The sequence below is a fragment of the Pseudomonas paraversuta genome (assembly GCF_904063065.1).
GTDB classification, from domain to species: Bacteria; Pseudomonadota; Gammaproteobacteria; order Pseudomonadales; family Pseudomonadaceae; genus Aquipseudomonas; species Aquipseudomonas paraversuta.
This window is the reverse complement of sequence record NZ_CAJFCL010000011.1, coordinates 83,718-109,627: the sequence shown is the minus strand read 5'-3', so window position 1 is coordinate 109,627 and position 25,910 is coordinate 83,718. Positions and strand designations below refer to the sequence as shown.

The 25,910-nt window shown below is 58.2% G+C and carries 28 protein-coding genes; 19 read left to right on the top strand and 9 right to left on the bottom strand.

Annotated elements, in window-relative coordinates; translation table 11 throughout:
* Positions 1–75 precede the first annotated feature (75 nt).
* The 7 genes from rpsM (at position 76) to bfr (ending at position 5,186) form a co-directional block, all read left to right on the top strand.
* Positions 76–432, top strand: a complete 357-nt coding sequence (gene rpsM / locus JQ845_RS20685; protein WP_003444360.1) for a 30S ribosomal protein S13 — start codon at positions 76–78, stop codon at positions 430–432.
* A gap of 30 nt (positions 433–462) precedes the next feature.
* A complete protein-coding gene (gene rpsK, locus JQ845_RS20680) occupies positions 463–852 on the top strand; it encodes a 30S ribosomal protein S11 (RefSeq protein ID WP_002555466.1) in 390 nt (129 codons plus the stop codon).
* A gap of 18 nt (positions 853–870) precedes the next feature.
* The gene (gene rpsD, locus JQ845_RS20675; RefSeq protein ID WP_003444359.1) at positions 871–1,491 is read left to right on the top strand and encodes a 30S ribosomal protein S4; all 621 of its coding nucleotides are present in this window, start codon (positions 871–873) and stop codon (positions 1,489–1,491) included.
* 22 nt (positions 1,492–1,513) lie between these two features.
* Positions 1,514–2,515: a DNA-directed RNA polymerase subunit alpha gene (locus JQ845_RS20670; RefSeq protein ID WP_003176403.1), complete on the top strand. Its 1,002-nt coding sequence runs from the start codon at positions 1,514–1,516 to the stop codon at positions 2,513–2,515.
* A 42-nt stretch (positions 2,516–2,557) separates the two neighbouring features.
* Complete coding sequence (gene rplQ / locus JQ845_RS20665; RefSeq protein WP_003444357.1) at positions 2,558–2,944, top strand: 50S ribosomal protein L17; 387 nt, start codon at positions 2,558–2,560, stop codon at positions 2,942–2,944.
* A gap of 173 nt (positions 2,945–3,117) precedes the next feature.
* Positions 3,118–4,566, top strand: a complete 1,449-nt coding sequence (locus JQ845_RS20660; RefSeq protein ID WP_203009407.1) for a catalase — start codon at positions 3,118–3,120, stop codon at positions 4,564–4,566.
* A gap of 155 nt (positions 4,567–4,721) precedes the next feature.
* Positions 4,722–5,186, top strand: coding sequence for a bacterioferritin (gene bfr / locus JQ845_RS20655; RefSeq protein ID WP_003444336.1), 465 nt, complete (start codon positions 4,722–4,724; stop codon positions 5,184–5,186).
* 121 nt (positions 5,187–5,307) lie between these two features.
* Here bfr and uvrA read toward each other — a convergent pair whose 3' ends face one another.
* On the bottom strand, positions 5,308–8,142 hold the full coding sequence (gene uvrA, locus JQ845_RS20650; protein ID WP_003444334.1) for an excinuclease ABC subunit UvrA: 2,835 nt from the start codon (positions 8,140–8,142) through the stop codon (positions 5,308–5,310).
* Between the two features lie 197 nt (positions 8,143–8,339).
* Here uvrA and JQ845_RS20645 point away from each other — a divergent pair, with 197 nt between their 5' ends.
* The 5 genes from JQ845_RS20645 (at position 8,340) to JQ845_RS20625 (ending at position 14,635) form a co-directional block, all read left to right on the top strand.
* The gene (locus tag JQ845_RS20645) at positions 8,340–9,731 is read left to right on the top strand and encodes an MFS transporter (protein ID WP_003444333.1); all 1,392 of its coding nucleotides are present in this window, start codon (positions 8,340–8,342) and stop codon (positions 9,729–9,731) included.
* A gap of 9 nt (positions 9,732–9,740) precedes the next feature.
* Positions 9,741–10,277: a single-stranded DNA-binding protein gene (locus JQ845_RS20640; protein WP_003444330.1), complete on the top strand. Its 537-nt coding sequence runs from the start codon at positions 9,741–9,743 to the stop codon at positions 10,275–10,277.
* Positions 10,278–10,569: 292 nt separating this feature from the next.
* Positions 10,570–12,678 (top strand): mechanosensitive ion channel family protein, encoded by a 2,109-nt coding sequence (locus JQ845_RS20635; protein ID WP_203009406.1) that lies wholly within the window; start codon positions 10,570–10,572, stop codon positions 12,676–12,678.
* Between the two features lie 150 nt (positions 12,679–12,828).
* A complete protein-coding gene (locus JQ845_RS20630) occupies positions 12,829–13,713 on the top strand; it encodes a sugar nucleotide-binding protein (protein ID WP_003444326.1) in 885 nt (294 codons plus the stop codon).
* Positions 13,706–14,635 carry an NAD-dependent epimerase/dehydratase family protein gene (locus JQ845_RS20625; protein ID WP_003444324.1) on the top strand — a complete coding sequence of 310 codons (930 nt, stop codon included), beginning with the start codon at positions 13,706–13,708 and terminating at the stop codon, positions 14,633–14,635. Before JQ845_RS20630 ends, JQ845_RS20625 begins: the two co-directional genes overlap by 8 nt.
* Positions 14,636–14,695: 60 nt before the next feature.
* Here the strand turns inward: JQ845_RS20625 and JQ845_RS20620 are convergent, their stop codons facing one another.
* From JQ845_RS20620 to JQ845_RS20600, 5 genes are all read right to left on the bottom strand, one after another.
* A complete protein-coding gene (locus JQ845_RS20620) occupies positions 14,696–15,394 on the bottom strand; it encodes an OmpW/AlkL family protein (RefSeq protein WP_003444322.1) in 699 nt (232 codons plus the stop codon).
* 150 nt (positions 15,395–15,544) lie between these two features.
* Positions 15,545–16,063 (bottom strand): DUF3299 domain-containing protein, encoded by a 519-nt coding sequence (locus JQ845_RS20615; protein WP_003444320.1) that lies wholly within the window; start codon positions 16,061–16,063, stop codon positions 15,545–15,547.
* A gap of 16 nt (positions 16,064–16,079) precedes the next feature.
* Positions 16,080–17,345, bottom strand: a complete 1,266-nt coding sequence (locus JQ845_RS20610) for an ABC transporter permease (protein ID WP_010655452.1) — start codon at positions 17,343–17,345, stop codon at positions 16,080–16,082.
* A gap of 1 nt (position 17,346) precedes the next feature.
* Positions 17,347–18,057, bottom strand: coding sequence for an ABC transporter ATP-binding protein (locus JQ845_RS20605; RefSeq protein WP_010655453.1), 711 nt, complete (start codon positions 18,055–18,057; stop codon positions 17,347–17,349).
* Positions 18,058–18,140: 83 nt separating this feature from the next.
* A complete protein-coding gene (locus JQ845_RS20600; RefSeq protein ID WP_003444294.1) occupies positions 18,141–18,704 on the bottom strand; it encodes a DUF2796 domain-containing protein in 564 nt (187 codons plus the stop codon).
* Between the two features lie 136 nt (positions 18,705–18,840).
* Between JQ845_RS20600 and JQ845_RS20595 the strand changes: the two genes are divergently transcribed.
* Entirely contained in the window at positions 18,841–19,182 is a 342-nt protein-coding gene (locus JQ845_RS20595) for a hypothetical protein (protein WP_003444291.1), read from the top strand.
* Positions 19,183–19,249: 67 nt separating this feature from the next.
* Here JQ845_RS20595 and JQ845_RS20590 read toward each other — a convergent pair whose 3' ends face one another.
* The 3 genes from JQ845_RS20590 to JQ845_RS20580 are packed head-to-tail and all read right to left on the bottom strand — an operon-like array spanning position 19,250 to position 21,295.
* Complete coding sequence (locus JQ845_RS20590; RefSeq protein ID WP_003444289.1) at positions 19,250–20,128, bottom strand: thioredoxin family protein; 879 nt, start codon at positions 20,126–20,128, stop codon at positions 19,250–19,252.
* A 31-nt stretch (positions 20,129–20,159) separates the two neighbouring features.
* On the bottom strand, positions 20,160–20,849 hold the full coding sequence (locus JQ845_RS20585) for a class I SAM-dependent methyltransferase (protein ID WP_003444287.1): 690 nt from the start codon (positions 20,847–20,849) through the stop codon (positions 20,160–20,162).
* Complete coding sequence (locus JQ845_RS20580; protein ID WP_003444285.1) at positions 20,846–21,295, bottom strand: YbaY family lipoprotein; 450 nt, start codon at positions 21,293–21,295, stop codon at positions 20,846–20,848. Before JQ845_RS20580 ends, JQ845_RS20585 begins: the two co-directional genes overlap by 4 nt.
* Before the next feature lie 138 nt (positions 21,296–21,433).
* Here JQ845_RS20580 and nrdR point away from each other — a divergent pair, with 138 nt between their 5' ends.
* The 6 genes from nrdR to nusB all read left to right on the top strand — a co-directional run bounded on the left by nrdR (position 21,434) and on the right by nusB (position 25,910).
* A complete protein-coding gene (gene nrdR / locus JQ845_RS20575) occupies positions 21,434–21,898 on the top strand; it encodes a transcriptional regulator NrdR (RefSeq protein WP_003444283.1) in 465 nt (154 codons plus the stop codon).
* Positions 21,895–23,028 (top strand): bifunctional diaminohydroxyphosphoribosylaminopyrimidine deaminase/5-amino-6-(5-phosphoribosylamino)uracil reductase RibD, encoded by a 1,134-nt coding sequence (gene ribD / locus JQ845_RS20570; RefSeq protein WP_029612150.1) that lies wholly within the window; start codon positions 21,895–21,897, stop codon positions 23,026–23,028. The genes nrdR and ribD overlap by 4 nt, the downstream gene beginning before the upstream one ends.
* Before the next feature lie 46 nt (positions 23,029–23,074).
* Positions 23,075–23,737: a riboflavin synthase gene (locus JQ845_RS20565; protein ID WP_003444279.1), complete on the top strand. Its 663-nt coding sequence runs from the start codon at positions 23,075–23,077 to the stop codon at positions 23,735–23,737.
* A 16-nt stretch (positions 23,738–23,753) separates the two neighbouring features.
* On the top strand, positions 23,754–24,845 hold the full coding sequence (gene ribBA / locus JQ845_RS20560) for a bifunctional 3,4-dihydroxy-2-butanone-4-phosphate synthase/GTP cyclohydrolase II (RefSeq protein ID WP_003444277.1): 1,092 nt from the start codon (positions 23,754–23,756) through the stop codon (positions 24,843–24,845).
* A 91-nt stretch (positions 24,846–24,936) separates the two neighbouring features.
* On the top strand, positions 24,937–25,413 hold the full coding sequence (gene ribH, locus JQ845_RS20555; protein WP_003444275.1) for a 6,7-dimethyl-8-ribityllumazine synthase: 477 nt from the start codon (positions 24,937–24,939) through the stop codon (positions 25,411–25,413).
* Complete coding sequence (gene nusB / locus JQ845_RS20550; RefSeq protein ID WP_003444273.1) at positions 25,410–25,910, top strand: transcription antitermination factor NusB; 501 nt, start codon at positions 25,410–25,412, stop codon at positions 25,908–25,910. Before ribH ends, nusB begins: the two co-directional genes overlap by 4 nt.

The following is a 25,910-nucleotide window of genomic DNA, read 5'->3' as shown; positions in this document are numbered from 1 at the left end:
ATTACAGCGATATTATCTCGCGCCCTATTTCTTGGCTTCCGGGGCGTAGGTAGCTGTCAATTGGAGTCCCACTGAATGGCCCGTATTGCAGGCGTTAACATTCCAGATAACAAGCACACTGTTATCTCGCTGACCTACATCTTTGGTGTTGGTCGCACTACTGCGCAGAAAATTTGCGCAGAGACTGGGGTAAACCCAGCCGCTAAGATCAAAGATCTGAGCGACGAGCAGATTGAGTTGCTGCGTGGCGAAGTGGCAAAGTTCACCACTGAAGGTGACCTGCGTCGTGAAGTCAACATGAAAATCAAACGCTTGATGGATTTGGGCTGCTACCGCGGTCTGCGCCATCGTCGTGGTCTTCCAGTACGCGGTCAGCGTACCAAGACCAACGCGCGTACTCGCAAAGGTCCGCGTAAGCCGATCCGCAAGTAATCGCACCAGCGAATCGACAGGAATTTAGTCATGGCAAAACCTGCTGCTCGTCCTCGTAAAAAAGTCAAAAAGACAGTGGTTGATGGCATCGCCCACATCCACGCGTCTTTCAACAACACAATCGTGACCATCACCGACCGTCAGGGTAACGCGCTTTCTTGGGCTACCTCCGGTGGTTCGGGTTTCCGCGGTTCTCGCAAGTCCACCCCGTTCGCTGCTCAAGTAGCTGCTGAACGTGCTGGTCAAGCTGCGCTGGAATATGGCCTGAAAAACCTTGACGTTAACGTTAAAGGTCCAGGTCCAGGTCGTGAGTCCGCTGTCCGTGCTTTGAACGGCTGTGGCTATAAGATCGCCAGCATCACCGACGTGACGCCAATCCCGCACAACGGGTGCCGTCCGCCGAAGAAGCGCCGCGTGTAATCCAGGAGACTGTAAAGAATGGCTCGTTACATTGGTCCAAAATGCAAACTGGCACGTCGTGAAGGCACCGATCTCTTCTTGAAGAGTGGTGTGCGCGCTATCGAATCGAAGTGCAATATTGAAGCTGCTCCAGGCATCCACGGCCAACGCCGCGGTCGCCAATCCGACTACGGCACCCAACTGCGTGAAAAGCAGAAGGTCCGTCGTATCTACGGCGTTCTCGAGCGTCAGTTCAGCGGCTACTACAAACAAGCTGCTGGCAAGAAAGGTGCAACTGGCGAAAACCTGTTGCAACTGCTCGAATGCCGCCTGGATAACGTCGTATACCGTATGGGTTTCGGTTCTACTCGTGCCGAATCCCGTCAGTTGGTATCGCACAAGTCGATCAGCGTAAACGGTCAGACCGTTAACGTTCCGTCCTACCAGGTACGTGCTGGTGACGTGGTCGCTATCCGCGAGAAAGCAAAGAACCAGCTTCGCATTGTCCAAGCTCTCGATCTGTGTGCCCAACGTGGCCGCGTAGAATGGGTAGAAGTAGACACTGAGAAGAAGTCGGGCGTTTTCAAGAACGTTCCTGCTCGCAGTGATCTGTCCGCCGACATCAACGAAAGCCTGATTGTCGAGCTCTACTCCAAGTAAGGGCTAGAAAATAGGTGCATCCATGCAGATTTCGGTAAATGAGTTCCTGACACCTCGCCATATTGATGTGCAAGTTGTCAGTCCAACCCGCGCTAAAATCACACTCGAGCCTCTCGAGCGTGGTTTTGGCCACACCCTGGGCAACGCGCTGCGACGCATCCTGTTGTCCTCAATGCCAGGCTGTGCAGTAGTCGAGGCCGAGATTGATGGTGTGCTCCACGAGTACAGCGCCATCGAAGGTGTACAGGAAGACGTAATTGAAATCCTGTTGAACCTTAAAGGTCTGGCTATCAAGCTGCACGGCCGTGACGAAGTTACGCTGACCTTGTCGAAGAAGGGTTCGGGGGTGGTTACCGCTGCCGATATTCAGCTGGATCATGATGTCGAGATCGTTAATCCCGATCACGTAATCGCCAACCTGGCGTCTAACGGCGCCTTGAACATGAAGCTCACTGTAGCTCGTGGTCGTGGTTATGAACCAGCAGACTCGCGTCAGAGCGATGAAGACGAAAGCCGCAGCATTGGTCGCTTGCAGCTTGACTCTTCGTTCAGCCCGGTTCGCCGTATCGCATACGTGGTGGAAAACGCCCGTGTCGAGCAGCGTACTAACCTGGACAAGCTGGTTATTGATCTGGAGACCAACGGTACACTGGATCCTGAAGAGGCTATTCGTCGTGCTGCAACCATCCTGCAACAGCAGTTGGCTGCATTCGTCGACCTCAAAGGTGACAGCGAACCAGTGGTTATCGAACAGGAAGACGAGATCGATCCGATCCTGCTTCGTCCGGTTGACGATCTGGAACTGACCGTGCGTTCGGCCAACTGCCTTAAGGCGGAGAACATTTACTACATCGGTGACCTGATTCAGCGCACCGAAGTAGAACTGTTGAAGACTCCGAACCTGGGCAAGAAATCCTTGACTGAAATCAAGGACGTTCTGGCCTCCCGTGGTCTGTCCCTCGGCATGCGCCTCGACAACTGGCCGCCTGCAAGTCTTAAGAAGGACGACAAGGCGACTGCCTGATCGTCGTAATCACCGAACGTTGTGTTTGGTAAGGAATGAACCATGCGTCATCGTAAAAGTGGTCGTCACCTGAGCCGCACTAGCTCCCACCGCAAGGCTATGTTTCAAAACATGGCAGTGTCGTTGTTTGAGCACGAGCTGATCAAAACGACTCTGCCGAAAGCCAAAGAATTGCGTCGCGTTGCTGAGCCGCTGATTACTCTGGCCAAGAATGATTGTCTGGCTAACCGCCGTCTGGCATTCGACCGTACGCGTTCGAAAGCCATCGTTGGTAAGCTGTTCAACGATCTGGGCAAGCGTTATGCAACTCGTGAGGGTGGCTACCTGCGCATCCTCAAGTGCGGTTTCCGTGCTGGCGACAACGCGCCTATGGCGTACGTCGAGTTGGTTGATCGTCCAGTTGGCGGTGAAGCTGTATCCGCTGAGTAAGACGTCAGTCTCTACAAAGAACCGGGCCTAGTGCCCGGTTTTTTGTGTCTGATTAATTATTATTTTCTATTGATCGCGATCAATTAATGAATTTGCCCGCGTAGAGTTCATGGTCAATACTCCTCCTCAGCCGATTAGCCGGCAGTACAAAGACTTACTGAGGAAGCAAAAGCATGAGCCAGACCAAAACGCTTACGACCGCCAGCGGCGCTCCAGTTGCTGACAACCAGAATTCTCGTTCTGCTGGCCCCCGTGGCCCATTGTTGCTCGATGATTTTCATCTGATCGAAAAGCTTGCTCACTTCAACCGTGAAAACATTCCGGAGCGTCGTGTCCACGCCAAGGGTTCGGGTGCACATGGCACCTTCACGCTGACCCGTGACATGGCTCAACTCAGCAGCGCCAAGCTGTTTGATACCGTAGGCAAGCAAACCCCGACCTTTCTGCGTTTCTCTACCGTAGGCGGCGAGCGCGGCTCGGCAGACACTGCCCGTGATCCACGTGGTTTTGCCCTCAAGTTCTATACCGAAGAAGGCAACTGGGACATCGTGGGTAACAACACCCCGGTATTCTTCATTCGTGACCCGTTGAAGTTTCCTGACTTTATCCACACCCAAAAACGTCTTCCGCAGAGCAATCTGAAAAGTGCACAGATGATGTGGGACTTCTGGTCACATTCCCCTGAATCCCTGCACCAGGTCACCATCCTGTTTTCCGATCGTGGCATCCCGGATGGCTATCGCCACATGCACGGGTTCGGCAGCCACACCTACAGCCTGATCAATGCGGCCGGTGAGCGTCACTGGGTCAAATGGCACTATAAAACCATGCAAGGCATCAAGAACCTGCCGCCAGCGGAAGCCGAGCGTCTTGCAGGCAGTGATCCGGACTACGCGCAGCGTGATCTGTTTGATGCAATCGAGCGGGGCGACTTCCCGAAATGGCGCGTATGCATGCAAGTCATGACTGAAGCCCAGGCTGCGGCCCACTACGAAAACCCGTTTGACGTGACCAAAACTTGGTCGCAGAAAGAGTTCCCGCTGATTGAAATTGGCGAGCTGGAGTTGAATCGCAATCCGCTTAACTACTTTGCCGAGGTGGAGCAGGCTGCATTTGGTCCAAGCAACATGGTTCCGGGTGTCGGTCTGTCGCCAGATCGCATGCTGCAAGGTCGTGTGTTCGCTTACGCGGATGCCCATCGTTACCGTATAGGCACCAACCACCAGCACTTGCCGATCAACGCTGCGCGGGTGCCTGTGCATAACTACCAGCGCGATGGCTCGATGGCTTTTGGCAACAACGGTGGTGCTGCACCCAACTATGAACCCAACAGCTATGCCGATGCACCCAAGCAGGCGCCGCAGTATGCAGAGCCGCCTTTGGCCCTGAGTGGCGCGGCCGATCGTTACGATCATCGGGTTGACAGCGATTACTACAGCCACGCTGGTGCGCTGTTCCGTCTGATGAATGACCAGCAGAAAACCCTGCTGATAAACAATATTGCAGACGCCATGGACGGGGTTACGCCAGATGTTGTGCAGCGTCAGCTGCAGCATTTCTACAACGCCGATCAGGCTTACGGTGACGGTGTTGCCAAAGCACTGGGTGTAAAGGCTAAGTAAGTCTAAGTGAGAAGCAGAACCGCCCTCAATTGGGCGGTTTTTGCGTTATTTAGCTCTGTTTTCTCTACAAATGCAGGATTTTATAGCGATTGAGTCGTGACCTCCCGGTCAGCTTGGTTCAAACTACAGACTTTCAAGCAGGGAGATGTGCGGCGATGCAAGGGCACCCGGACGTAATCGATTATCTCAACACGTTGCTCACCGGCGAGCTGGCTGCACGTGACCAATACTTTGTCCATTCCCGTATGTACGAGGACTGGGGCTTTGCCAAGCTGTACGAACGTATCAACCACGAAATGGAAGAAGAGGCACAACACGCTGATGCGTTGATGCGCCGGATTCTGATGCTCGAAGGCACTCCGCGCATGCGCCCGGATGATCTGGATGTCGGTACCACTGTGCCTGAGATGTTTGCTGCCGACTTGCGTCTTGAGTACAAGGTTCGCGCAGCGCTCTGCAAGGGCATCGCTCTGTGCGAGCAGCACAAGGATTACGTGAGCCGCGACATGTTGCGCATTCAGCTGGCAGACACTGAAGAAGATCACACCTACTGGCTGGAAAAGCAGTTGGGCCTGATCAAGGCCATCGGCCTGCAGAACTACCTGCAATCGCAGTTCTGACCGACCTCGATCTGTAGGCGCGCACTTGCCCGCGAGCCGTTAAAAGATTGCGAGCAGAAGTCTGACCCATGAAAAAGCCCCTGCCACTTCACAATGGCAGGGGCTTTTTCATGCCCGGGATTTAATCCCTGTCGCGGATCAGCAGCGGCTTCAAATAGAAGCCTGTATGGGATTGCGCCATCTCAGCCACGTCTTCCGGTGTGCCGACCGCTATGATCTGCCCACCTTTGGAGCCGCCTTCTGGCCCAAGATCCACCAGCCAGTCAGCAGTCTTGATGACGTCCAGGTTGTGTTCGATCACCACCACCGTATTGCCGTGGTCTCGTAGTCGATGCAGCACATCCAGCAATTGCTGGATGTCAGCAAAGTGCAGGCCTGTTGTAGGTTCATCGAGGATATACAGGGTCTTGCCGGTATCGCGCTTGGACAGCTCGCGGGACAGTTTGACCCGTTGCGCTTCACCGCCTGACAGCGTCGTGGCGGACTGTCCCAGCTTGATGTACGACAGACCTACATCCATCAGTGTCTGAAGCTTGCGCGCCAGCGCAGGCACCGCGTCGAAGAACACACGGGCTTCTTCGATCGTCATCTCCAGCACTTCGTGAATGCTCTTGCCCTTGTATTTGATTTCAAGGGTTTCACGGTTGTAGCGCTTGCTCTTGCACACGTCACAAGGAACATAGATGTCGGGCAGAAAGTGCATTTCCACCTTGATCAGGCCATCGCCCTGACATGCCTCGCAGCGTCCGCCCTTCACGTTGAAGGAGAAACGCCCTGGCCCGTAGCCCCGGGAGCGGGATTCCGGTACGCCGGAAAACAACTCGCGGATAGGCGTGAACAGCCCGGTGTACGTTGCCGGGTTGGAACGAGGGGTACGACCGATCGGGCTCTGGTCGATATCGACCACCTTGTCCAGATGCTCAAGGCCTTTGATGCTGTCGTGCGCCGCGGCCTCCAGGGTGGTCGCGCCATTCAGGGCGGTAGCACTGAGCGGGTAGAGCGTGTTGTTGATCAGCGTCGACTTGCCCGAACCCGAAACCCCGGTCACACAGGTCAGCAGCCCCAGAGGGATTTCCAGATCCACGTTGCGCAAGTTGTTGCCGCGGGCGCCCTTGAGCGACAGCGTCATCTTCTTGTTGCGCGGCGTACGTTTGGCCGGCACGGGAATTTTCACACGGCCCGACAGGTACTTACCGGTCAGCGAATCCGGATGCGCCATCACCTCGGCAGGCGTGCCTTGGGCAACGATGTGTCCGCCATGCACCCCGGCGCCCGGGCCGATATCAACCACATAGTCCGCCAGACGAATCGCATCCTCGTCATGCTCCACCACAATCACTGTGTTGCCGATGTCGCGCAGATGCTTGAGGGTGCCGAGCAGGCGATCGTTATCGCGCTGATGCAGACCGATGGAGGGCTCGTCGAGGATGTACAGCACCCCGACCAGACCTGCGCCGATCTGGCTGGCCAGACGGATACGTTGCGCCTCACCGCCAGACAGGGTGTCAGCACTGCGATCCAGCGACAGATAGTCCAGGCCCACGTTCACCAAAAACTGCAGGCGTTCGCGAATTTCCTTGAGGATCTTGTCGGCGATTTCCCCGCGGCGCCCGGTCAGGCTCAGGGTGCTGAAATACTCGGTTGCATCCCCGATCGGCATATTGGTCACGGCCGGCAGGGTTTTCTCGCCGACCCAGACGTGACGGGCTTCGCGACGCAGGCGGGTGCCGCGGCAATCCGGGCAAGACTGAGTGCTCAGGAACTTGGCCAGCTCTTCGCGCACAGTGGCCGATTCGGTTTCGCGATAGCGGCGCTCCAGGTTGGGCACGATGCCTTCAAACGGGTGCGAGCGCTTGACGATATCGCCCCGATCATTCAGATAGCGGAAATCAACGTTATGGGTGCCGCTGCCATACAAAATGACTTTTTGCTTGTCGGCCGGGAGTTCACCGAAGGGCACTTCCAGACTGAAGTCGTAATGCTTGGCCAGCGCCCCGAGCATCTGGAAGTAATAAACGTTACGCCGGTCCCAGCCGCGTATGGCGCCTTCGGCCAGCGTCAGCTCGCCATTGACCAGGCGTTTGATATCGAAAAACTGCTTGACCCCCAAACCGTCACAGGTCGGACACGCCCCGGCAGGGTTGTTGAAGGAAAACAGTTTGGGCTCAAGTTCGCTGATGGCATGGCCGCAGATCGGGCAGGCGAAGCGCGCGGAGAAGATCATCTCTTCGCCCGGCTCGTCGTCCATAGGTGCAACCAGAGCAATGCCGTCGGCCAGCTTCAGCGCGGTCTCGAATGACTCGGCCAGGCGTTGTTGCAGGTCAGGCCGAACCTTGAAGCGGTCAACCACTACATCAATAGTGTGCTTCTTCTGCTTGTCGAGCTTGGGCAGCTCGTCCAGTTCGCAGAGTCTGCCATTGACCCGGGCCCGCACGAAACCTTGAGCGCGCAGCTCTTCAAAAACCGAAAGGTGTTCACCTTTGCGCTCGCGAATCACGGGGGCCAGGAGCATCAGCTTGCTGCCTTCCGGCTGCGCCAGTACCAGGTCGACCATTTGGCTGACGGTTTGGGCTTCAAGCGGGATGTCGTGATCGGGGCAGCGGGGGATGCCTACGCGGGCATACAGCAGGCGCAGGTAATCATAAATTTCGGTGATGGTGCCGACAGTGGAGCGCGGGTTATGCGATGTTGATTTCTGCTCGATGGATATCGCCGGTGACAGACCTTCGATGGTATCGACGTCAGGCTTTTCCATCATCGACAAGAACTGCCGGGCATAGGCCGACAGCGACTCGACATAACGGCGTTGGCCTTCAGCGTACAGCGTATCAAACGCCAGGGATGATTTGCCGGAGCCAGACAGTCCGGTGATGACGATCAGCTTGTCCCTGGGCAGGGTCAGGTCGATGTTCTTCAGGTTGTGGGTTCGTGCCCCACGTATCAGGATCTTGTCCACTGCGGCCTCGCTTGGCGGGCATAACGTAAACGAATGAGTATACGGATCTGTACGAAAGCTGTGCAGGCTCTTAATGGCATGTTGGTATTAATGAGCCTTTATAACTTTTACGTGACAAAGCGTCGCGCCTCTCTCGTGTGTGTGCTGTTACTCGATGGGACTGGTAGAATCGCCGCCGGTTCACATGAGGTTATTCCATGCACGATCCCCACAGCGACCGCATGAGTGGTAGCGAGACCCGGGCAGCAAGCGGTCTGGCCCTTGTGTTCGCCTTCCGTATGCTTGGCATGTTTATGGTGTTGCCGGTTCTGGCGACCTATGGGATGGACCTCGCCGGTGCGACGCCAGCCCTGATCGGCCTGGCCATAGGCGCATACGGCCTGACTCAGGCAATTTTTCAGATTCCTTTCGGGGTTATTTCTGACCGTATTGGTCGGCGTCCGGTTATTTACCTTGGGTTGATCGTCTTCGCCCTCGGTAGTGTGCTGGCAGCCAACTCGGACTCGATCTGGGGCGTCATTGCCGGTCGGATCCTGCAGGGTGCAGGCGCAATCTCTGCCGCCGTAATGGCGTTGCTTTCAGACCTCACTCGCGAACAGCACCGCACCAAAGCCATGGCCATGATCGGCATGACCATTGGCTTGTCGTTTGCGGTGGCGATGGTCGTAGGCCCGTTGTTAACCCGGGCCTTCGGGTTGTCGGGCCTGTTCCTGGCCACCGGCGGCATGGCGCTGGTCGGGATCGTCATCGTCATGTTCATGGTGCCTCGCTCAACCGGTACCTTGCAGCATCGCGAGTCGGGGGTTGCCAGGCAGGCATTGCTGCCGACCTTGCGGCACCCTGACCTGCTGCGTCTGGACCTGGGGATTTTTGTACTGCACGCCATGCTGATGTCGAGTTTCATCGCATTGCCGCTGGCGCTGGTCGAAAAAGCCGGCTTGCCCAAAGAGCAACATTGGTGGGTGTACCTGACTGCCTTGCTGATTTCTTTCTTCGCCATGATTCCGTTCATCATCTACGGCGAAAAGAAACGCAAAATGAAACGAGTTTTACTCGGCGCCGTCGTGACGTTGATGCTCACTGAGCTATTCTTCTGGAAGTTCGGCGACAGCTTGCGAGCGTTGGTGATAGGTACCGTGGTGTTTTTCACCGCGTTCAACCTGCTCGAAGCTTCATTGCCTTCGTTGATCAGCAAGGTATCTCCGGCGGGTGGCAAGGGTACGGCGATGGGGGTTTATTCCACCAGCCAGTTCCTCGGTTCGGCACTGGGCGGCATACTCGGCGGCTGGTTATTTCAGCATGGCGGTTTGTCGGTTGTGTTCCTTGGATGCGCAGGTCTGGCTGCACTCTGGCTGGTCTTTGCTGTTACCATGCGTGAACCGCCTTATGTGACAAGCTTGCGCTTGCCGCTATCGCCTGAAGCGCTTCGCGAAGCAGGTCTGGCCGAGCGTTTAAAGGCTGTTACAGGCGTTACAGATGCAGTGGTGGTAGCACAAGAGGCTGCCATTTATATCAAATTGGACACCGAACTATTGGATCGCGCGACACTCGAGCAGTTGGTTAACCCAGCGCCGACGTGCGAAGCCTAGGAGAACGTTATGGCCCGTGGGGTTAACAAAGTTATATTGGTCGGCACGTGCGGCCAGGATCCCGAAGTTCGCTACTTGCCTAACGGTAATGCCGTGACCAACCTGAGTCTGGCAACCAGCGAACAGTGGACCGACAAGCAAACCGGCCAGAAAGTCGAAAAGACTGAATGGCACCGTGTATCGATGTTCGGCAAGGTTGCCGAGATCGCTGGCGAATACCTGCGCAAGGGTTCGCAGGTGTACATCGAAGGCAAGCTGCAAACCCGTGAGTGGGAAAAAGACGGTATCAAGCGTTACACCACCGAAATCGTGGTCGACATGCAAGGCACCATGCAACTGCTGGGCGGCCGTCCGCAGGGCGACCAACAAAACCAGGGCGGTGGTAACAACTACCAGCCACAGCAGTCTGCACCGCGTCAGCAGGCTCAACGCCCTGCGCCGCAGCAGCAACAGCCTCAACAGCAGCAGTCGCGCCCAGCGCCGCAGCAGCAGGCACCTCAACCTGCACCGGACTTCGACAGCTTTGATGACGATATCCCGTTCTAGAGACTAGCCTTCGGGCGACATACTCAGAACCAACAAAGGCCCGTCGCTGATTCAGCAACGGGCCTTTTGTTTGGGGCCGGAAATGGCTGCACCGCGCAGGGCGCTGACAACAGTCAGATCCGTCCTGCAAAAAATGGCAACCGGGCTGATCCGGGCAGTCCAGGTCAAAAGCCTGCGTGTTACGCCAGGCGCCTAGCGCTTCATTGACTACGCTGTACTGATCTCAAGTACCGGCGGGCCAATTGGCCAACGTCAGCGGTTCCGTCAAAGATGTCCAGGAGGACTCCCGGGTTTGTTCAATTTCAAAGCAGCGATTGTGCTTCTCATCCTGTTGCTCTCAGGCAACGGCATTCTCCAGGCAGCCCCCACGCTGGCCTCGGTTATCAAGGCAGAAGAGACGGATGGCAAGCCTCCGGTGCTGGTCGATGGCGGCTTGCTGGGTGCCTTGGGCGAGGGTATGGACCAGATCCAGGAACGGCTCGGCCTGAGCGCTCGTCTGCTGGGCTCCTGGAGTTTGCGCTCAGAGCTTGCGGTGGATGAAGTCGGTGAACTGGTCGAACAGGCATCGGCTCATCCCTCATGGGGCGCCTTGGGGGACTTCGTCCTGTTGCCAGCCATCTGGTTCGGGGCTTTTTTCGGGCTGATGCTGGCGGGGCGCTTGCTGGTGCGATACCTGGATATGACGCGTGCGATCAACACCAGGCCGCGCATACAGGCACTTGTCGGTTATGTGGTGCAGTACCTTTTGCCTGCAGTGATAAGTCTGGTGCTGACCTTGTATGCCAGTCGTTATCTGCAAGACACCATTGGCCGCTCGCTGGGGATGACCCTGACCTATGCGGGCAGTGCCGGGGTGTTCAGTGTGGCGCTGGTGCTGGCACTCAGTGCGATGTTTGAAGTCGGACACAAGCGGATTGCAGTTCAGATCATTCGCAAGTATTCCCGCCGGCCACTGTTCCTGATCGGCTTTTTTGCCGCGCTGAGTGACGGGATGAACAGCCCGCAAATTGCGCTGCAAATTGGCGATAACATTGCGAGCTGTCTGTCGGTTTTTGCCGGGTTGCTGGCGTGCATCATTTTTGCCTTTCTGGCCATACGGTTGCGTCGCCCCGTGGCGCACCTGATTCGGGACCGTGCACTGGCGCAGCGTCTTGGTCAGCCTGCACTGCAGGAGTCGTTGCGTATTTTTTCGGCGTTGTGGTACTGGCCGATACTGCTGATGCTGGTGGTCACAGCGCTCAATTTGCTGGGAATAGGCGAGGGCAGTGAGCGTGCCATGCGCGGTGCGCTGCTGACTTCAGGACTGATCATCGGCGCGGTTTTTTTAAGTACGATTTTGCACCACTCATTTCGTACGCCGACCCGCCGTACAAGCATCTATCGAGAGCGTTTACTGAATGTGCTTTATGCATTGCTGCGTATTGCTCTGGCTGTGACCTTTATCGAGCTCCTGTCCCAGATCTGGGGGTTCTCCCTGCTGGCGTTCGCCTCGGACAGCAACACCGGCAAGGTCATCAGCGATTCGCTGGGGCGCATCCTGTTGATCCTGCTGGTGACATGGCTGGCCTGGGTGGTGCTCGATACCGCCATCCAGCAAACGCTGGAACCTACAGTGACCCGACATGGCACCCGCGAGCCGAGCACCCGCGTCAAGACCATCCTGCCGCTGATGCGCAATGCAATAAAAGTAATTCTGGTGGTGGTCTGCACCATCACCACCATGGCCAACCTGGGTGTCAACGTCGCGCCTTTCCTCGCTGGTGCCGGGGTCATAGGGCTGGCGATCGGCTTTGGTTCCCAGCAGCTGGTACAAGACGTCATTACGGGGCTGTTCATTATTATTGAGGACACCATCTCGGTCGGCGACTGGGTGGTGGTCGACTCCAACCATGCGGGTACCGTTGAGGGGCTGACCATTCGCACCTTGCGCCTGAGGGACTCGCGGGGCTTCGTGCATTCGGTGCCCTTTGGTCAGATCAAGGCGGTGATCAACCATTCCCGGCAGTTTGCGTACGCATTTTTCTCGGTTCAGTTCACCTACGACACCGACACCGATCAGGCCATCGACATGATCCGCCAGGCCGGAAGCCAGATCAGTGACGATCCTTTGCTCAGTCTCAGCCTGCAGGGCTCGCTGACGGTATTCGGGGTCGACAGCATGAATCTCGATGGCGTAACCATTACCGCTCAGTTCAGAACCATGTCCGGCGCCCAGAGCTCCGTCAGTAGGGCTTTCAATGACCGGCTCAAAAAGCTTGTGGATAAGTGTGACGATGTCCACTTTGCGCAACATTATCCACAGGGATTCCTGATGCCCGTACGCGATACCGGCGAACCGGCGCCGGCAGCCGAGCAGCCGCCTTCCAGGTTGCTGCTCACTGACATGCCGCCGCAGCTGTAGTGAGCCCGTTGACCCGCAGGGGTGCAGTTTGTCAGTGACGGCGGGGCCATAAACCCGCAAAATACGGAGGTCTTGATCATGGCCAGCAGCTTTCACCGTTGGTTTTCTGGTATACATCACCGTTCTGAATAGACTGAGTCTGCACACTCTATGCGAATGCGCCTTATGTTATTGGGCGGCGGAAATGCTCTCGGGCAGGCGCTGATTCGTCAGGGTGCCGAGGAAGACATTAATTTCCTCGCCCCGCGTCCGCCGCAAGACGGCTGGGACGCTGCGAGCCTTACGCAGCTGCTGGATGACACCCGCCCGGATGCGGTCATCAACCTCGCGTATTACTTCGACTGGTTTCAGGCGCCGACAGTCAGCGAGTCCCGACTTGCTGGCCAAGAGCGCTCTGTCGAGCGTTTGGCCGAGTTGTGTCAGCACCACAACATCATTTTGCTGCAACCTTCCAGCTATCGGGTTTTCGACGGTTCGCGGGCGACGGCCTACAGTGAAAAGGACGAACCCGTTCCGCTGGGGTTACGCGGTCAGGCACTGTGGCGAATCGAGCAAAGTGTGCGGGCCATCTGCCCGCAGCACGTGCTGCTGCGTTTTGGCTGGCTGCTGGATGACAGCCCGGAAGGTCTGCTCGGGCGGTTTCTGACCCAGGCTGAAAAGCCGGGAGAATTGTTGCTGGCCGATGATCGCCGGGGCAATCCGACACCGGTAGATGACGCCGCACGGGTGATTATCTCAGTGCTCAAGCAGCTGGATTGCGCCGCGCCGCTGTGGGGTACTTATCACTACGCGGGGCACGAGGCGACCACGCCGCTGGCGCTGGGGCAGGCGATCCTGAGCGAAGCGCGCACCCTGCATCCACTGGCTGTCGAAGCACCTGTACCGCAGGCGCATGCGGCATGCCCGGACGCGGCGGAAGAGCCCCAGCATGCTGTGCTGGCCTGCAAGAAAATCTTACACACCTTCGGGATCAAGCCTCGCGCCTGGCGTGCGGCACTCCCGACATTACTGGACAGACTTTATCGTCATGGCTGATTCACCCGTTTTAGTGACCGGCGGCGCCGGATTTATCGGTTCCAATCTGGTTGATGCCTTGTTGGCCAAGGGGCATGCCGTACGCATTCTCGACGACATGTCCACCGGCAAGCGCTGCAATCTGCCAATGGACAACCCCAAGGTCGAGCTGATCGAAGGCGACGTGGCGGATGCTGCCCTGGTTGCCAGGGTCATGGCCGGTTGCAGTGCCGTGGTTCACCTGGCGGCAGTTGCCTCGGTGCAAGCCTCGGTGGACGACCCGGTACGTACCCATCAAAGCAATTTCATCGGCACCCTTAACGTGTGCGAAGCCATGCGTGAATCCGGGGTCAAACGGGTTGTTTTTGCCTCCAGCGCTGCTGTGTATGGCAATAACGGTGAAGGTGAGTCGATTGTCGAAGACACCCCCAAGGCGCCGCTGACGCCTTATGCGTCCGACAAACTGGCCAGTGAATACTATCTGGACTTTTACCGTCGCCAACACGGGCTGGAACCGGCGATTTTCCGTCTGTTTAACGTCTTTGGCCCGCGCCAGGACCCGTCATCGCCGTACTCCGGGGTGATCAGCATCTTCAGCGAACGCGCGGTAAAGGGCCTGCCCATCACCATTTTCGGCGATGGCGAGCAAACCCGTGACTTCATCTACGTCGGTGACCTGGTGAACATCCTGGTTCAGGCTGTCGAAGCCCGGCAGGTTGAAGAAGGCGCGGTCAACGTCGGCCTGAACAAAGCCACCACCCTCAAGCAAATGCTCGAGGCGCTGGGCGACGTGGTCGGTGGACTGCCACCCATCAGCTACAGTGCGGCCCGCTCCGGCGATATCCGCCATTCACGGGCAGACAACAGCCGCTTGCTGCAACGCTTCAAGCTTGGCGAAACCACACCCATGAGTGTTGGTCTGGCGCGTTTGCTCGGACGCTGACAAGCCCCTGGCTACAAAAAAAGGCGCCTCCAGGGCGCCTTTTTTGATGTTGTTTGTCGCTTAAAACTTGTAACCCAGACCTACCATGTAAACGAACGGATCCACGTCTACATTGACCTTGGCGCGGGTGCCAGGCGCTACTGCGTTGTTTTCCACCGTGGCGCGGGTATCGATATCGATATAGCGTGCCTGGGCGTTGATCATGATGTTATCGGTCAGCATGTAGTCAGCACCGACCTGGAATGCCATGCCCCACGAGTTCTTTGCCTTGAAGTTGTCAAAGCCTGCCGCGCTGGCGCTGCTGCCAACGTGCTCGTCATAGATCCAGGTGTAGTTGATACCGGCACCCACGTAAGGCTGGAACGCCGACTTGGAGTCCAGCGGGTAGTACACAACACTCAGGGTTGGCGGCAAGTGCTTGAGGCTGCCCAGCTTGCCGTTTGCCGCAGACAAGGCGGTGCCTTTAAGTTTGACGTCATGCTCAAACGGCGTGGCTGCCAGCAGTTCAATACCGACATGGTCGGTGATCATGTAGGCGAAGTTGAGGCCCAATTGCGTGTCGCTGCTCATGGTCGCCTTGCCACCCAGATCCGCGCCCGCCAGCGGGCCCTGATCAACCTTGACGCTGGAGCTGTCGGCCTTCGGGTTTACCGTGATCGCACCGGCACGCAGAATGATGTCACCTTCAGTGTGGGCGTGGGCAAGCGGGGCGACGACGGCGAGCGCAAGCGCGGCTGCGCTGAGCAAAGACTTGTGCATGGGAGCTCCATTGGGATATTTGAAATTTATATAACCAATGGTAAAGAGCGCCATGCCACGCTCAGTTGACCCAGCTCAATGAACGGTGAGTTTGTGAAAATTTCGTGAGCTGGCCCGTGCTCACCGTCCCTGCAGGAGCGATGGGGGGGGTTACTCCGGCAGTTCGTACACAACGATTTTTTGCGCATCCATCTGGTAGCCCGCATCTGCCAGTTCACTGGTACTGGATTTGACCTGCATCGCGCCTTCGATCCAGTACGGCTGGTACAGCTCATCGACTTGCACCCCGACCTTGCTGGTGACATGCACGATCTGGTTCGACGGCGGTGGCGGCACGTGGATACAGGCGCCGAAGTAGGGCACCAGCAAAAACTCGGTGGTGCGGCCTTCTTCATTGACTTCAAGGGGCACGATATAGCCCGGCAAGCGAATCAACTGACCGTCCAGCGTCGTCACCACCGGCGCATTGGGCAAGTCCTGCCTGGCTGCCGGGGCGGCCTCCATGTCGCCCATCTGTGACAGGTCGTGCAGCGGTGCCATGTCCGGCACTTCAGCCGGCGCGTCGGGCGGAATCATCTCCGACCACGTCAACTCTTTCGGCTCTGCTGCCCACAAAGGAGTAGTGATCAGCACAAGCAGTGCCAGCAGCACGCGTGGCAACACGGACATTGTTATAACCCCGGCTTCATAAACGAATGGACAGACCATCGGCCAGCGATTGTCGGTAGGCGCGCCATGCCGGCACGCAGCCCATCAGCAGGGCGGCCGCAAGAATACCGCCAAGCAGCGCCCATTCATATTCGCTTGGCCAGGCCAGCGGTAAATACAGCCCGTAGTTCGATTGCACATAACCCTGGGCCACGGCGATACACAGGTACAGCAACCCCACGCCGGCCACTACACCGGCCAATGCCAGCGCAAGGGCTTCGAAGACCAGCAAGGTTGCGATATGCCATGGCCGGGCACCGACCGAACGCAGAATGGCCATCTCGCGCCGACGTTCATTGAGGCTGGTCAAAATCGCAGTGAGCATGCCGATCAAGCCGGTCAGCACCACAAACAGCGACACCACGAACAATGCTTTTTCAGCGGTGCTCATCAGGCTCCAGAGTTCCTGCAGCGCCACCCCGGGCAAAATCGCCATCATCGGTTCACCGCGGAAATCATTGATTTCACGCTGCAAGGCAAAGGTCGAGATCTTGCTGTTCAGACCCAGCATAAAGGCGGTGATGGCCTGCGGGGTGAGGTCCATGTTGCGCGCCTGATCGGCACTTACCCGCCCGGCGCCACGGGCCGGAACACCGTTATGCCAATCGACATGTATCGCTTCCATACCGCCCAGGCTGATATGCAGGGTACGGTCAACCGGGGTGCCGGTGCGTTTGAGAATTCCGACCACGGTGAACGGTTTGTCATCATGCTTGACCAGACTGACCGCGGCCACGCCGTGGGCCAGCACCAGCTTGTCACCCAGTTTGTAGTGCAGTGCATCCGCCACTTCGGCGCCCAGTACCACCTCAAAAGGGTCGGTGGCAAACGCCCGGCCGGCAGCCAGTTCCAGGTTCTGCCGACGGCCGTATTGATAGTGCTCGAAATACGCCTCGCTGGTGCCCATCACCCGATAACCGCGATGGGAGTCGCCCAGTGACATGGGAATCGCCCATTTCACTTTCGGGTTGTTGGCGAAGTGCTCAAAGCTGTCCCAGCGAATATTGTTGGTGGCATTGCCAATGCGAAATACCGAGTACAGCAGCAGATTGACCGAGCCGGAGCGGGCGCCCACGATCAGGTCAGTGCCGCTGATGGTGCTGGCAAAGCTGGCGCGGGCTTCGGTGCGCACCCGCTCGACCGCCAGCAACAGGCACACCGACAGGGCGATGGCGAAGGCGGTCAGGATCGCGGTGAAGCGACGGTTAGCCAGGCTGGCCAGGGCTAGTCGAAACAGATACATCTCAGACCTCTGCCGACGTGGCGGCACGATTGAGTTCGGACAACGACAGATTTCGGTCGAAGAGGGGGGCCAGACTTTGATCGTGGCTTACAAACAGCAGGCTGGCGCCCGCCTCGCGGCATTCAGCAAACAGCAACTGGATAAACGCTTCGCGGGCGTCAGCGTCGAGGGCCGAGGTCGGTTCGTCGGCAATTACCAGCTCGGGCTGGCCGATCAGGGCGCGGGCAGCGGCGACCCGTTGCTGCTGGCCAATCGACAGGGAGTCTGCACGTCGCTCCAGCAACGCCGGGTCTTTGAGACCCAGGTGCGCCAGCAGGGTTTGCGCGGCGTTATCCACACTGCCGTGGCGTTGCACGGCGCGGCTGGCGCGCAGTCTGGAAAAGTGACAAGGCAGTTCAACGTTCTCGCGTACCGATAAAAACGGCAGCAAATTGAATTGCTGAAAGATATAACCGGTGTGATCGACCCGAAAGCGATCGCGGGCGCCCGAGCCGAGTTCGCCCAGTTCTTGGCCGAGCAGGCGGATCGTGCCGCTATCGGCTTTTTGCACGCCGCCGAGCAGGCCCAGCAACGTGGTTTTACCGCTGCCGCTGGGGCCCTTGAGGAACAGGGTTTCGCCCGGCTCAAGGCGAAATGCCGGAATATCCAGCAACACGGGCTGCCCCGGCCAACTGAAACTCAGGTCATTGAGTTCGATAAGTGCTTGGGTCATGGGGAAGAGAAATCGCCTGTATGGGGTGCCAATAGCGGGGCGGTATCTGCAGGAGCGAGCTCGTTCCTGCAGGTTTAATCCGGTCAGAACTTGACGGTGGGGGCTTGAGGTGTGGCTTCTACACCTTGCTGACCACTTGCGCCAATCAGTTGTACCTTGATTTTATGGGTGCCCGGGAACGTCTTGAAGAATGTGCTCAAATCCAGCGTCTTCAGCGCCTCGGGTTTGCTGCAGGTAAAGGCATAGTGGGCTTCGATATCGCTGTGATGGTGCTCGCCTTTTGCCACGCCGGCAGCCTCTTCAGGGGCGGCTTCAAATAGTGGGCTCTGCAGGTCCTGGGCTTCAACGCTGCACTCTGCAGCTTTGGGCAGGTTGAACAACACCAGCGGATTGCCCAGCTGGGCCTGGGCTGCCGCGACTTTGGCTTTGTCAGCGTCGGTTGTGGCAAGGTGCTCAAATCCGACCAGGTTCATTGACGGGCCATCCAGGTCAAGTTCCAGAGTCTGGCCATCGAGAGCCACATCGAGGCTACCTGCGCCATGCTCGTGGGCTCCCAGGCTGGCGTGTTCATGGTCGTGATCATCTGCAGCATGGGCCATGGCCAGCGGCAACAGGGCAAACGGTATAGCAAGAAGCAAACGGCGCATAGCGTGACTCCAGCAGAAGGGTGAGGACCAGTTTGTTATGTGATCTTATAACAATATTTGCGAGAGTTTGCCCGTGTGCTTGGCGTTACGCAATACGCATGGGAGCATGGTTTGATGAAACTTGAGGAGTAGAGCGATGGTGCGCATTCGCGGAACAATCGGCGACTGGCCGGTGGATTTGACGGTGGAACTGGATGCCGGCGACTGGGCTGCACTGGGTGCACAGTTGCAGGTCAGTGACGCGCCTGTCAGCCAGCCGCCTGCCAGACCGGTGAATCAGGACGATGCCGTGTGGGAAACGACTAAAGACTTGTTGCGCAAGGCCGGGCAGATCAGCGGGCCAGAGCTGCTCGGGCAGCTGCAAGCCCTGACCGGCAGCACCGGCGCGGGCAAGCGGCTGCTGGTACGCCTGCGTCATTGCCCCGAGGTGAAAGTGGTGAGCGGCACAGACTCACCGATTTACAGCTGGATCGAATAGCAAAGATGACGCAAGACCCGCAGGCGCGAGTTTGCTCGTGAGCAAACTCGCGCCTGCAGCCCGATGCCTAGTACAGCGCAGCAAACAATTTGCGGCGGTAGGTGGTCACCAGCGGATGATCATTGCCCAACAAGTCGAAGACCTGCAGCAAGGTCTTGTGGGTGATGCCTTCGTTGTAGCTGCGGTTGCGGGTGAACAGCTTCAGCAACCCGTCCAGAGCACCTTCATATTGCTGGCGCGCCAATTGCTGGATCGCCAGTTGGTAAGCGGCTTCGTCGTCCTGCGGGTTTTGTGCAACGCGGGTTTTCAAATCCGCCACATCCGGCAAATCCGCGGCCTGACCCAGGAACGTCAGTTGCGCCTTGGCCCCGGCCAGTTCGGCTTTGTGCTCGTCACTTTTAACCGCGTCCAGCACGGCTTGTGCTTCGGTGAGTTCACCGCGTTCGGCGAGGCAGCGGGCATACAGAATCAGTGCGCCGGCGTTGCTGTTGTCATCGGTGAGGATGTTTTTCAGCAGGGCTTCGGCGTCAGCAAAGCGGCTTTCGGAAAACAGTGCCCGGGCTTGCAGCATCGGGTCTTCGGCCTCTGGCTCGGGCATCACGACATGGGGCGCGAGCATCGCGCGGATCGCCGATTCGGGTTGCGCTTCCTGGAAGCCATCCACCACTTTGCCGTCTTTAAACAGCACTACTGTGGGCAGGGTTTGAATGCCGATACGGCCCACGATGTCCTGCTCGACTTCGCAATTGACCTTGGCCAGTAACAACTCGCCCTGATAGTCCACCGCGATCTGTTCCAGAATCGGCAGCATCACCTTGCACGGTGCACACCAGTCGGCCCAGAAATCCACCAGAACGGGCTGCTCAAAAGAGGCCTGGACAACCAGTCTGTCGAAGTCCGCGGAGGTTACGTCGAAGCTATGGGAAGAAGGCGTAGGCTGATTCATTAGGTGTCTCGAAACAGGTAAATGAGGGCAACTATAAAGGCTGTACGGGCAGGCCGAAAGCCATAGGCTCGCGTTGCGCGTGATACAGGCTCACGTTACGAAATTCATGGGGCTCGGCCAGATCGGGCAAGGTCAATGCCTTGAGGCTGTCCAGCTGGCGGTACAGCGGATGCTTGAAGTCGCGCACCCGGGAATCGGCGACCAGAACCTGTTGGCCACGGGTTAAAAACTGATCCAGCAGTGGCAGGTTTTCGCGGTCGTAAAGCACGTCCGCCACCAGGATCAGGTCGAAGCGGTCGGCTTCGGCGAAAAAGTCGCTGGAATAATGGAGCTGCACATCATTGAGCTCGGCATTCGCCCTGCAGGCAGCCAGCGCCAGCGGGTCAAGATCGCAAGCCAGCACCTCGAGCGCCCCGGCCCTGGCCGCTGCAATTGCTGCCACTCCGGAACCTGCGCCAAAATCCAGCACGCGCTTGCCTTGCACCCAGTGCGGCTGCTCGGCCAGATAACGTGCCAGAGCCAGACCGCTGGCCCAGCAAAACGCCCAGTACGGTGGCTCGTAAAGGATGCGCCGGGTCTCGTCGGCCGTGAAGCAACGATCCATCCGTTGCGGGTCAAGCAGCCATAACTTGAGTGTCGTGTCCGGCAAATCCGTAATGATCAGCCGGGCATCGCCCACCAACTCGCTCAATGACTGTTGCAGATGCAGCGGTGTATTCATGGTGCCTGGACAAAGGCCAGGGTACCCATGGCCTGGGTCGCAGGCTGGCTGATGATTTTTGAAGGTAGATGCAGGATCAATTGCCCGGACTGGCTGGCGCGTCCGCGCAGTTCAACCCGCGCTCCGGCGGGGAAGGCTTCGGGGTTAAAACGCAGCTTGAACGGCAGCGGCTGGCTATTGCCGATGATCTTGCTGCTGGCCATCAGGCCTTGGGGGCGTCCACGTTCGTCAATGATCAGCATCGCCAGTTCAACCTCGGCCCCTGCGGGTACGCCGGTCAACACGCCGCTGAGTTCACGCTGATAGGCCGGCAGTGGTCCGAGGTCTTTTGGAGCATCAGTTTTTGGCTGTGCCAGCACCTGAGTCTGCACCGGTTTTGGCGGTTCGCTGCTACAGGCGCCCAGGAAACCGGCGAGGCACAACAAAAAAAGCGTTCGTAGCGACATGGAAGGCTCCAGCGGCAGGTCTGTCGATGTATCAGATGGGTGAAACATAGTAGGCGGACTGTATACCGTAAAGGCTATGGCTTGTCTTGCCAGTGGGATGCGCTACCATGGCACTCCCCATTTTTTGTTGCCGCCACCATGCACTGTCCTTTCTGCGGTGCCAACGACACTAAAGTCATCGACTCGCGTCTGGTCGCCGAGGGCGACCAGGTGCGCCGCCGGCGTGAATGCCTGGCCTGTGGTGAGCGTTTCACCACCTTTGAAACAGCCGAGTTGGTGTTACCGCGCCTTATCAAGCAAGACGGCAGTCGTCAGCCTTTCGACGAAGAAAAACTGCGTGCCGGCATGCAGCGGGCGCTGGAAAAGCGCCCGGTCAGCGTCGAGCGACTCGAAGCCGCGCTGGCCCATATCAAGAGCAAGCTGCGCGCCACCGGTGAACGCGAAGTCAAATCGCTGGTTGTCGGTGAGTTGGTCATGGGCGAGCTGCAAAAGCTCGATGAAGTGGCCTATATCCGTTTTGCCTCTGTCTATCGACGCTTCCAGGACCTCAACGAGTTCCGCGAAGAAATCGACCGACTCGCCCGTGAGCCCTCCAAAGAATGACTGTGACTACGCAACAATCAATTTTAGACGCCCATTACATGGCGCGTGCCATCGAACTGGCGCGCAACGGCCTGTATACGACCCATCCCAACCCGCGAGTCGGTTGCGTGATAGTGCGTGACGGACAGATTGTCGGCGAAGGCTGGCACGTGCGCACGGGTGAACCCCACGCCGAAGTCCACGCCTTGCGTGCGGCGGGCGAGCTGGCCCGTGGCGCCACGGCTTACGTCACGCTGGAACCGTGCAGCCACCATGGCCACACTCCGCCCTGTGCCGACGGCTTGCGCCATGCCGGCGTGGCGCGGGTGGTGGCGGCCATGCAGGACCCCAACCCGGAAGTTGCCGGCCGCGGCCTCAAGCGTCTGGCTGACGCCGGGATTGAAGTGTGCAGCGGCGTGCTCGAAAGTGAAGCGCGGGCGCTGAACCCGGGCTTCCTCAAACGTATGGAGCACGGCCTGCCGTTTGTGCGGGTCAAGCTGGCGATGAGTCTTGATGGCCGCACGGCCATGGCCAATGGCGAAAGCCAATGGATCACCGGCCCTGCGGCACGCTCTGCGGTGCAGCGGCTGCGGGCGCAGGCCAGTGTGGTGCTGACCGGTGCCGACACGGTTCTGGCCGATGGCGCGCGCCTGACCGTGCGCGGTCCGGAGCTGGGCCTGAGCCCCGAGCTCACGGCGCTGGCATTGAGCCGTCCTCCGCTGCGGGTATTGATTGACGGGCGTTTGCGGGTGCCGCTGGATGCGCCGTTTTTCAAGGCAGGTCCGGCGCTGGTTGCCACCTGCGTACCTCCCGCCGAGCAATACCGCACGGGGCCGGAATGCCTGGTGATCCACGGTGCCAACGGCCAGGTCGATTTACGCAAGTTGCTGGTTGCACTGGCCGCACGCGGGGTGAACGAAGTGTTGGTGGAGGCCGGGCCGCGTCTGGCCGGGGCTTTTGCCGAACAGGGGCTGGTGGATGAATACCAGATTTTCATCGCCGCCAAGTTCCTCGGCTCCACTGCCCGGCCATTGCTTGAGCTGCCGTTGACCCATATGAGCGAAGCGCCTTTGCTCAAAATCATTGAAATGCGCGCGGTGGGTGATGACTGGCGAGTCACCGCCATACCTGTGCCATCCGCGAGCGTATAATTCTCAGCCTCCGTTCTACGCAGGTTCTGTTCTCAAGGGGAACGCCATGTTTACCGGCATCATTGAATCCATCGGCAGTATCCGTGCACTGACCCCCAAAGGCGGCGATGTGCGGGTTTATGTAGACACCGGCAAGCTCGACCTGAGCGACGTCAAACTCGGCGACAGTATTGCAATCAATGGCGTGTGCCTGACTGCCGTGGAACTGCCGGGCAACGGTTTTATGGCTGACGTCAGCCGCGAGACCCTCGACTGCACCGCGTTCAACGATTTGAAAAGCGGCAGCCGGGTCAACCTGGAAAAGGCCCTGACCCCGACCACGCGTCTGGGTGGTCACCTGGTGAGCGGGCACGTTGACGGTGTGGGTGAAGTGATCTCGCGGGAAGAGAACGCCCGGGCTATCGAGTTCCGCATCCGCGCTCCCAAAGAGCTGGCCAAGTACATCGCCCATAAAGGCTCGATCACCGTCGACGGCACCAGCCTGACCGTGAACGCGGTCAATGGCGCCGAGTTCTCGCTGACCATTATTCCCCACACCCTGAGCGAAACCATCATGGACGACTATCGTCCGGGTCGCCGGGTGAACCTCGAAGTGGACCTGCTGGCGCGTTACCTTGAGCGTCTGCTGCTGGGCGATAAAGCCGCCGAGCCGACTTCGGGCGGCATCAGTGAAAGTTTTCTGGCCGCCAACGGCTACCTCAAATCCTGAATTAAGGGGGTGCCGCGTGGCGCTCAACAGCATCGAAGAACTGGTTGAAGACATCCGCCAAGGCAAGATGGTCATCCTGATGGATGACGAAGACCGCGAGAACGAAGGCGACCTGATCATGGCTGCCGAGTGCTGCCAGGCCGAGCACATCAACTTCATGGCGCGCTTTGCCCGTGGCTTGATTTGCATGCCCATGAGCCGCGAGCGTTGCGAGCTGCTGCAACTGCCATTGATGGCGCCGCGCAACGGTTCCGGCTTTGGCACCAAGTTCACTGTCTCGATCGAAGCGGCTACCGGTGTGACCACCGGCATCTCGGCAGCGGACCGTGCGCGCACCGTGCAAGCGGCTGCGGCCAGGGACGCGAAAGCAGAAGACATCGTGAGCCCGGGGCATATTTTCCCGTTGATGGCACAGGCGGGCGGTACTCTGGCCCGCGCCGGTCACACCGAAGCTGCCTGCGATCTGGCACGTATGGCCGGGTTCGAGCCAAGCGGTGTTATCTGTGAGGTGATGAACGACGACGGGACCATGGCCCGCCGTCCGGAACTAGAAACCTTCGCTGCTGAACACGGCATCAAGATCGGCACAATTGCCGACCTGATCCACTACCGCATGATCCATGAACGTACCGTTCAGCGGATTGCCGAACAGCCACTGGACAGCGAGCTGGGCCAATTCAACCTGGTGACCTATCGTGATTCAGTCGAAGGCGATGTGCACATGGCACTGACCCTGGGCAAGATCTGCGCTGAAGAGCCGACCCTGGTGCGTGTGCATAACATGGACCCGCTGCGTGATCTGCTGATGGTCAGGCAACCGGGGCGCTGGAGCCTGCGCGCCGCCATGAGCGCGGTGTCAGCGGCCGGCAGTGGTGTAGTGCTGTTGCTGGGCCATCCGCTGGATGGTGACGTATTGCTGGCCCATATTCGCGAAACTGCTGACCAGGTGCCGGTGAAAAAACCGACCACTTACAGCATCGTGGGTGCCGGTTCGCAGATCCTGCGTGACCTCGGCGTGCGCAAAATGCGCTTGATGAGTTCACCAATGAAGTTCAATGCCATATCCGGTTTCGATCTGGAAGTTGTAGAATACGTGCCCTCCGAATAAAGACCGGTCGTGTCCTGTCCGAATTCGTGGCCCAATATCCTTAAAGAACGCACGCGAGTGCGTTCTGGCTCTTTAATACGAGACATACCGAATGACCCTGAAGACCATCGAAGGTACCTTCATCGCCCCCAAAGGTCGCTACGCTCTGGTAGTTGGCCGCTTCAACAGCTTCGTCGTCGAAAGCCTGGTGAGTGGTGCCGTTGATGCCCTGGTTCGCCACGGTGTGAACGAAAGCGACATCACCATCATCCGTGCTCCGGGTGCGTTCGAAATTCCACTGGTTGCGCAAAAGGTTGCCCAGCGCAACGAATTCGCCGCCATCATCGCCCTGGGCGCCGTGATTCGTGGCGGTACTCCGCACTTTGAATACGTTGCCGGCGAATGCACCAAGGGCTTGTCCCAGGTGTCCATGCAGTTCGGCGTACCGGTTGCATTCGGTGTGTTGACGGTCGATTCGATCGAGCAGGCCATTGAGCGCTCCGGCACCAAAGCCGGCAACAAAGGCGCTGAAGCTGCCTTGTCCGCCCTTGAAATGGTCAGCCTGTTGGCACAGTTGGAGGCCAAGTGATTTCCGACGAAAGCGATCGTTTTAACCCGCGCGATCCTAAACCTGCGGACGCCGGCAAACCATCCAAGAGCGCCAAGCGCCGTGAAGCGCGTCAACTCGCGACTCAGGCCTTGTATCAATTGCACATGGCCAAGCAGTCCCTGAACGAAATCGAAGCCCAGTTTCGGGTCGATAACGACTTCACCGACGTTGATGCCGCGTACTTCCGTGAAATTTTGCACGGCGTACCTGCAATCAAGGCTGAAATCGATACTGCCCTGGCACCATGCCTGGACATCACCATCGAAGAGCTCGACCCGGTTGAACTGTGCGTTCTGCGCCTGTCCACCTGGGAGCTGATCAAGCGTGTCGACGTGCCTTACCGCGTTGTGATCAACGAAGGCATCGAGCTGGCGAAAGTGTTTGGTTCTACCGACGGCCACAAGTTCGTCAACGGTGTGCTCGACAAACTGGCGCCACGCCTGCGTGAAGCTGAAGTAAAGGCTTACAAGCGCTGA

Bases quoted from the DNA above. Each gene is read 5' to 3' on its own strand.
- rpsM (WP_003444360.1), top strand. From the start codon at position 76: ATGGCCCGTATTGCAGGCGTTAACATTCCAGATAACAAGCACACTGTT.
- rpsK (WP_002555466.1), top strand. From the start codon at position 463: ATGGCAAAACCTGCTGCTCGTCCTCGTAAAAAAGTCAAAAAGACAGTG.
- rpsD (WP_003444359.1), top strand. From the start codon at position 871: ATGGCTCGTTACATTGGTCCAAAATGCAAACTGGCACGTCGTGAAGGC.
- JQ845_RS20670 (WP_003176403.1), top strand. From the start codon at position 1,514: ATGCAGATTTCGGTAAATGAGTTCCTGACACCTCGCCATATTGATGTG.
- rplQ (WP_003444357.1), top strand. From the start codon at position 2,558: ATGCGTCATCGTAAAAGTGGTCGTCACCTGAGCCGCACTAGCTCCCAC.
- JQ845_RS20660 (WP_203009407.1), top strand. From the start codon at position 3,118: ATGAGCCAGACCAAAACGCTTACGACCGCCAGCGGCGCTCCAGTTGCT.
- bfr (WP_003444336.1), top strand. From the start codon at position 4,722: ATGCAAGGGCACCCGGACGTAATCGATTATCTCAACACGTTGCTCACC.
- JQ845_RS20645 (WP_003444333.1), top strand. From the start codon at position 8,340: ATGCACGATCCCCACAGCGACCGCATGAGTGGTAGCGAGACCCGGGCA.
- JQ845_RS20640 (WP_003444330.1), top strand. From the start codon at position 9,741: ATGGCCCGTGGGGTTAACAAAGTTATATTGGTCGGCACGTGCGGCCAG.
- JQ845_RS20630 (WP_003444326.1), top strand. From the start codon at position 12,829: ATGCGAATGCGCCTTATGTTATTGGGCGGCGGAAATGCTCTCGGGCAG.
- JQ845_RS20625 (WP_003444324.1), top strand. From the start codon at position 13,706: ATGGCTGATTCACCCGTTTTAGTGACCGGCGGCGCCGGATTTATCGGT.
- JQ845_RS20620 (WP_003444322.1), bottom strand. From the start codon at position 15,394: ATGCACAAGTCTTTGCTCAGCGCAGCCGCGCTTGCGCTCGCCGTCGTC.
- JQ845_RS20615 (WP_003444320.1), bottom strand. From the start codon at position 16,063: ATGTCCGTGTTGCCACGCGTGCTGCTGGCACTGCTTGTGCTGATCACT.
- JQ845_RS20610 (WP_010655452.1), bottom strand. From the start codon at position 17,345: ATGTATCTGTTTCGACTAGCCCTGGCCAGCCTGGCTAACCGTCGCTTC.
- JQ845_RS20605 (WP_010655453.1), bottom strand. From the start codon at position 18,057: ATGACCCAAGCACTTATCGAACTCAATGACCTGAGTTTCAGTTGGCCG.
- JQ845_RS20600 (WP_003444294.1), bottom strand. From the start codon at position 18,704: ATGCGCCGTTTGCTTCTTGCTATACCGTTTGCCCTGTTGCCGCTGGCC.
- JQ845_RS20595 (WP_003444291.1), top strand. From the start codon at position 18,841: ATGGTGCGCATTCGCGGAACAATCGGCGACTGGCCGGTGGATTTGACG.
- JQ845_RS20590 (WP_003444289.1), bottom strand. From the start codon at position 20,128: ATGAATCAGCCTACGCCTTCTTCCCATAGCTTCGACGTAACCTCCGCG.
- JQ845_RS20585 (WP_003444287.1), bottom strand. From the start codon at position 20,849: ATGAATACACCGCTGCATCTGCAACAGTCATTGAGCGAGTTGGTGGGC.
- JQ845_RS20580 (WP_003444285.1), bottom strand. From the start codon at position 21,295: ATGTCGCTACGAACGCTTTTTTTGTTGTGCCTCGCCGGTTTCCTGGGC.
- nrdR (WP_003444283.1), top strand. From the start codon at position 21,434: ATGCACTGTCCTTTCTGCGGTGCCAACGACACTAAAGTCATCGACTCG.
- ribD (WP_029612150.1), top strand. From the start codon at position 21,895: ATGACTGTGACTACGCAACAATCAATTTTAGACGCCCATTACATGGCG.
- JQ845_RS20565 (WP_003444279.1), top strand. From the start codon at position 23,075: ATGTTTACCGGCATCATTGAATCCATCGGCAGTATCCGTGCACTGACC.
- ribH (WP_003444275.1), top strand. From the start codon at position 24,937: ATGACCCTGAAGACCATCGAAGGTACCTTCATCGCCCCCAAAGGTCGC.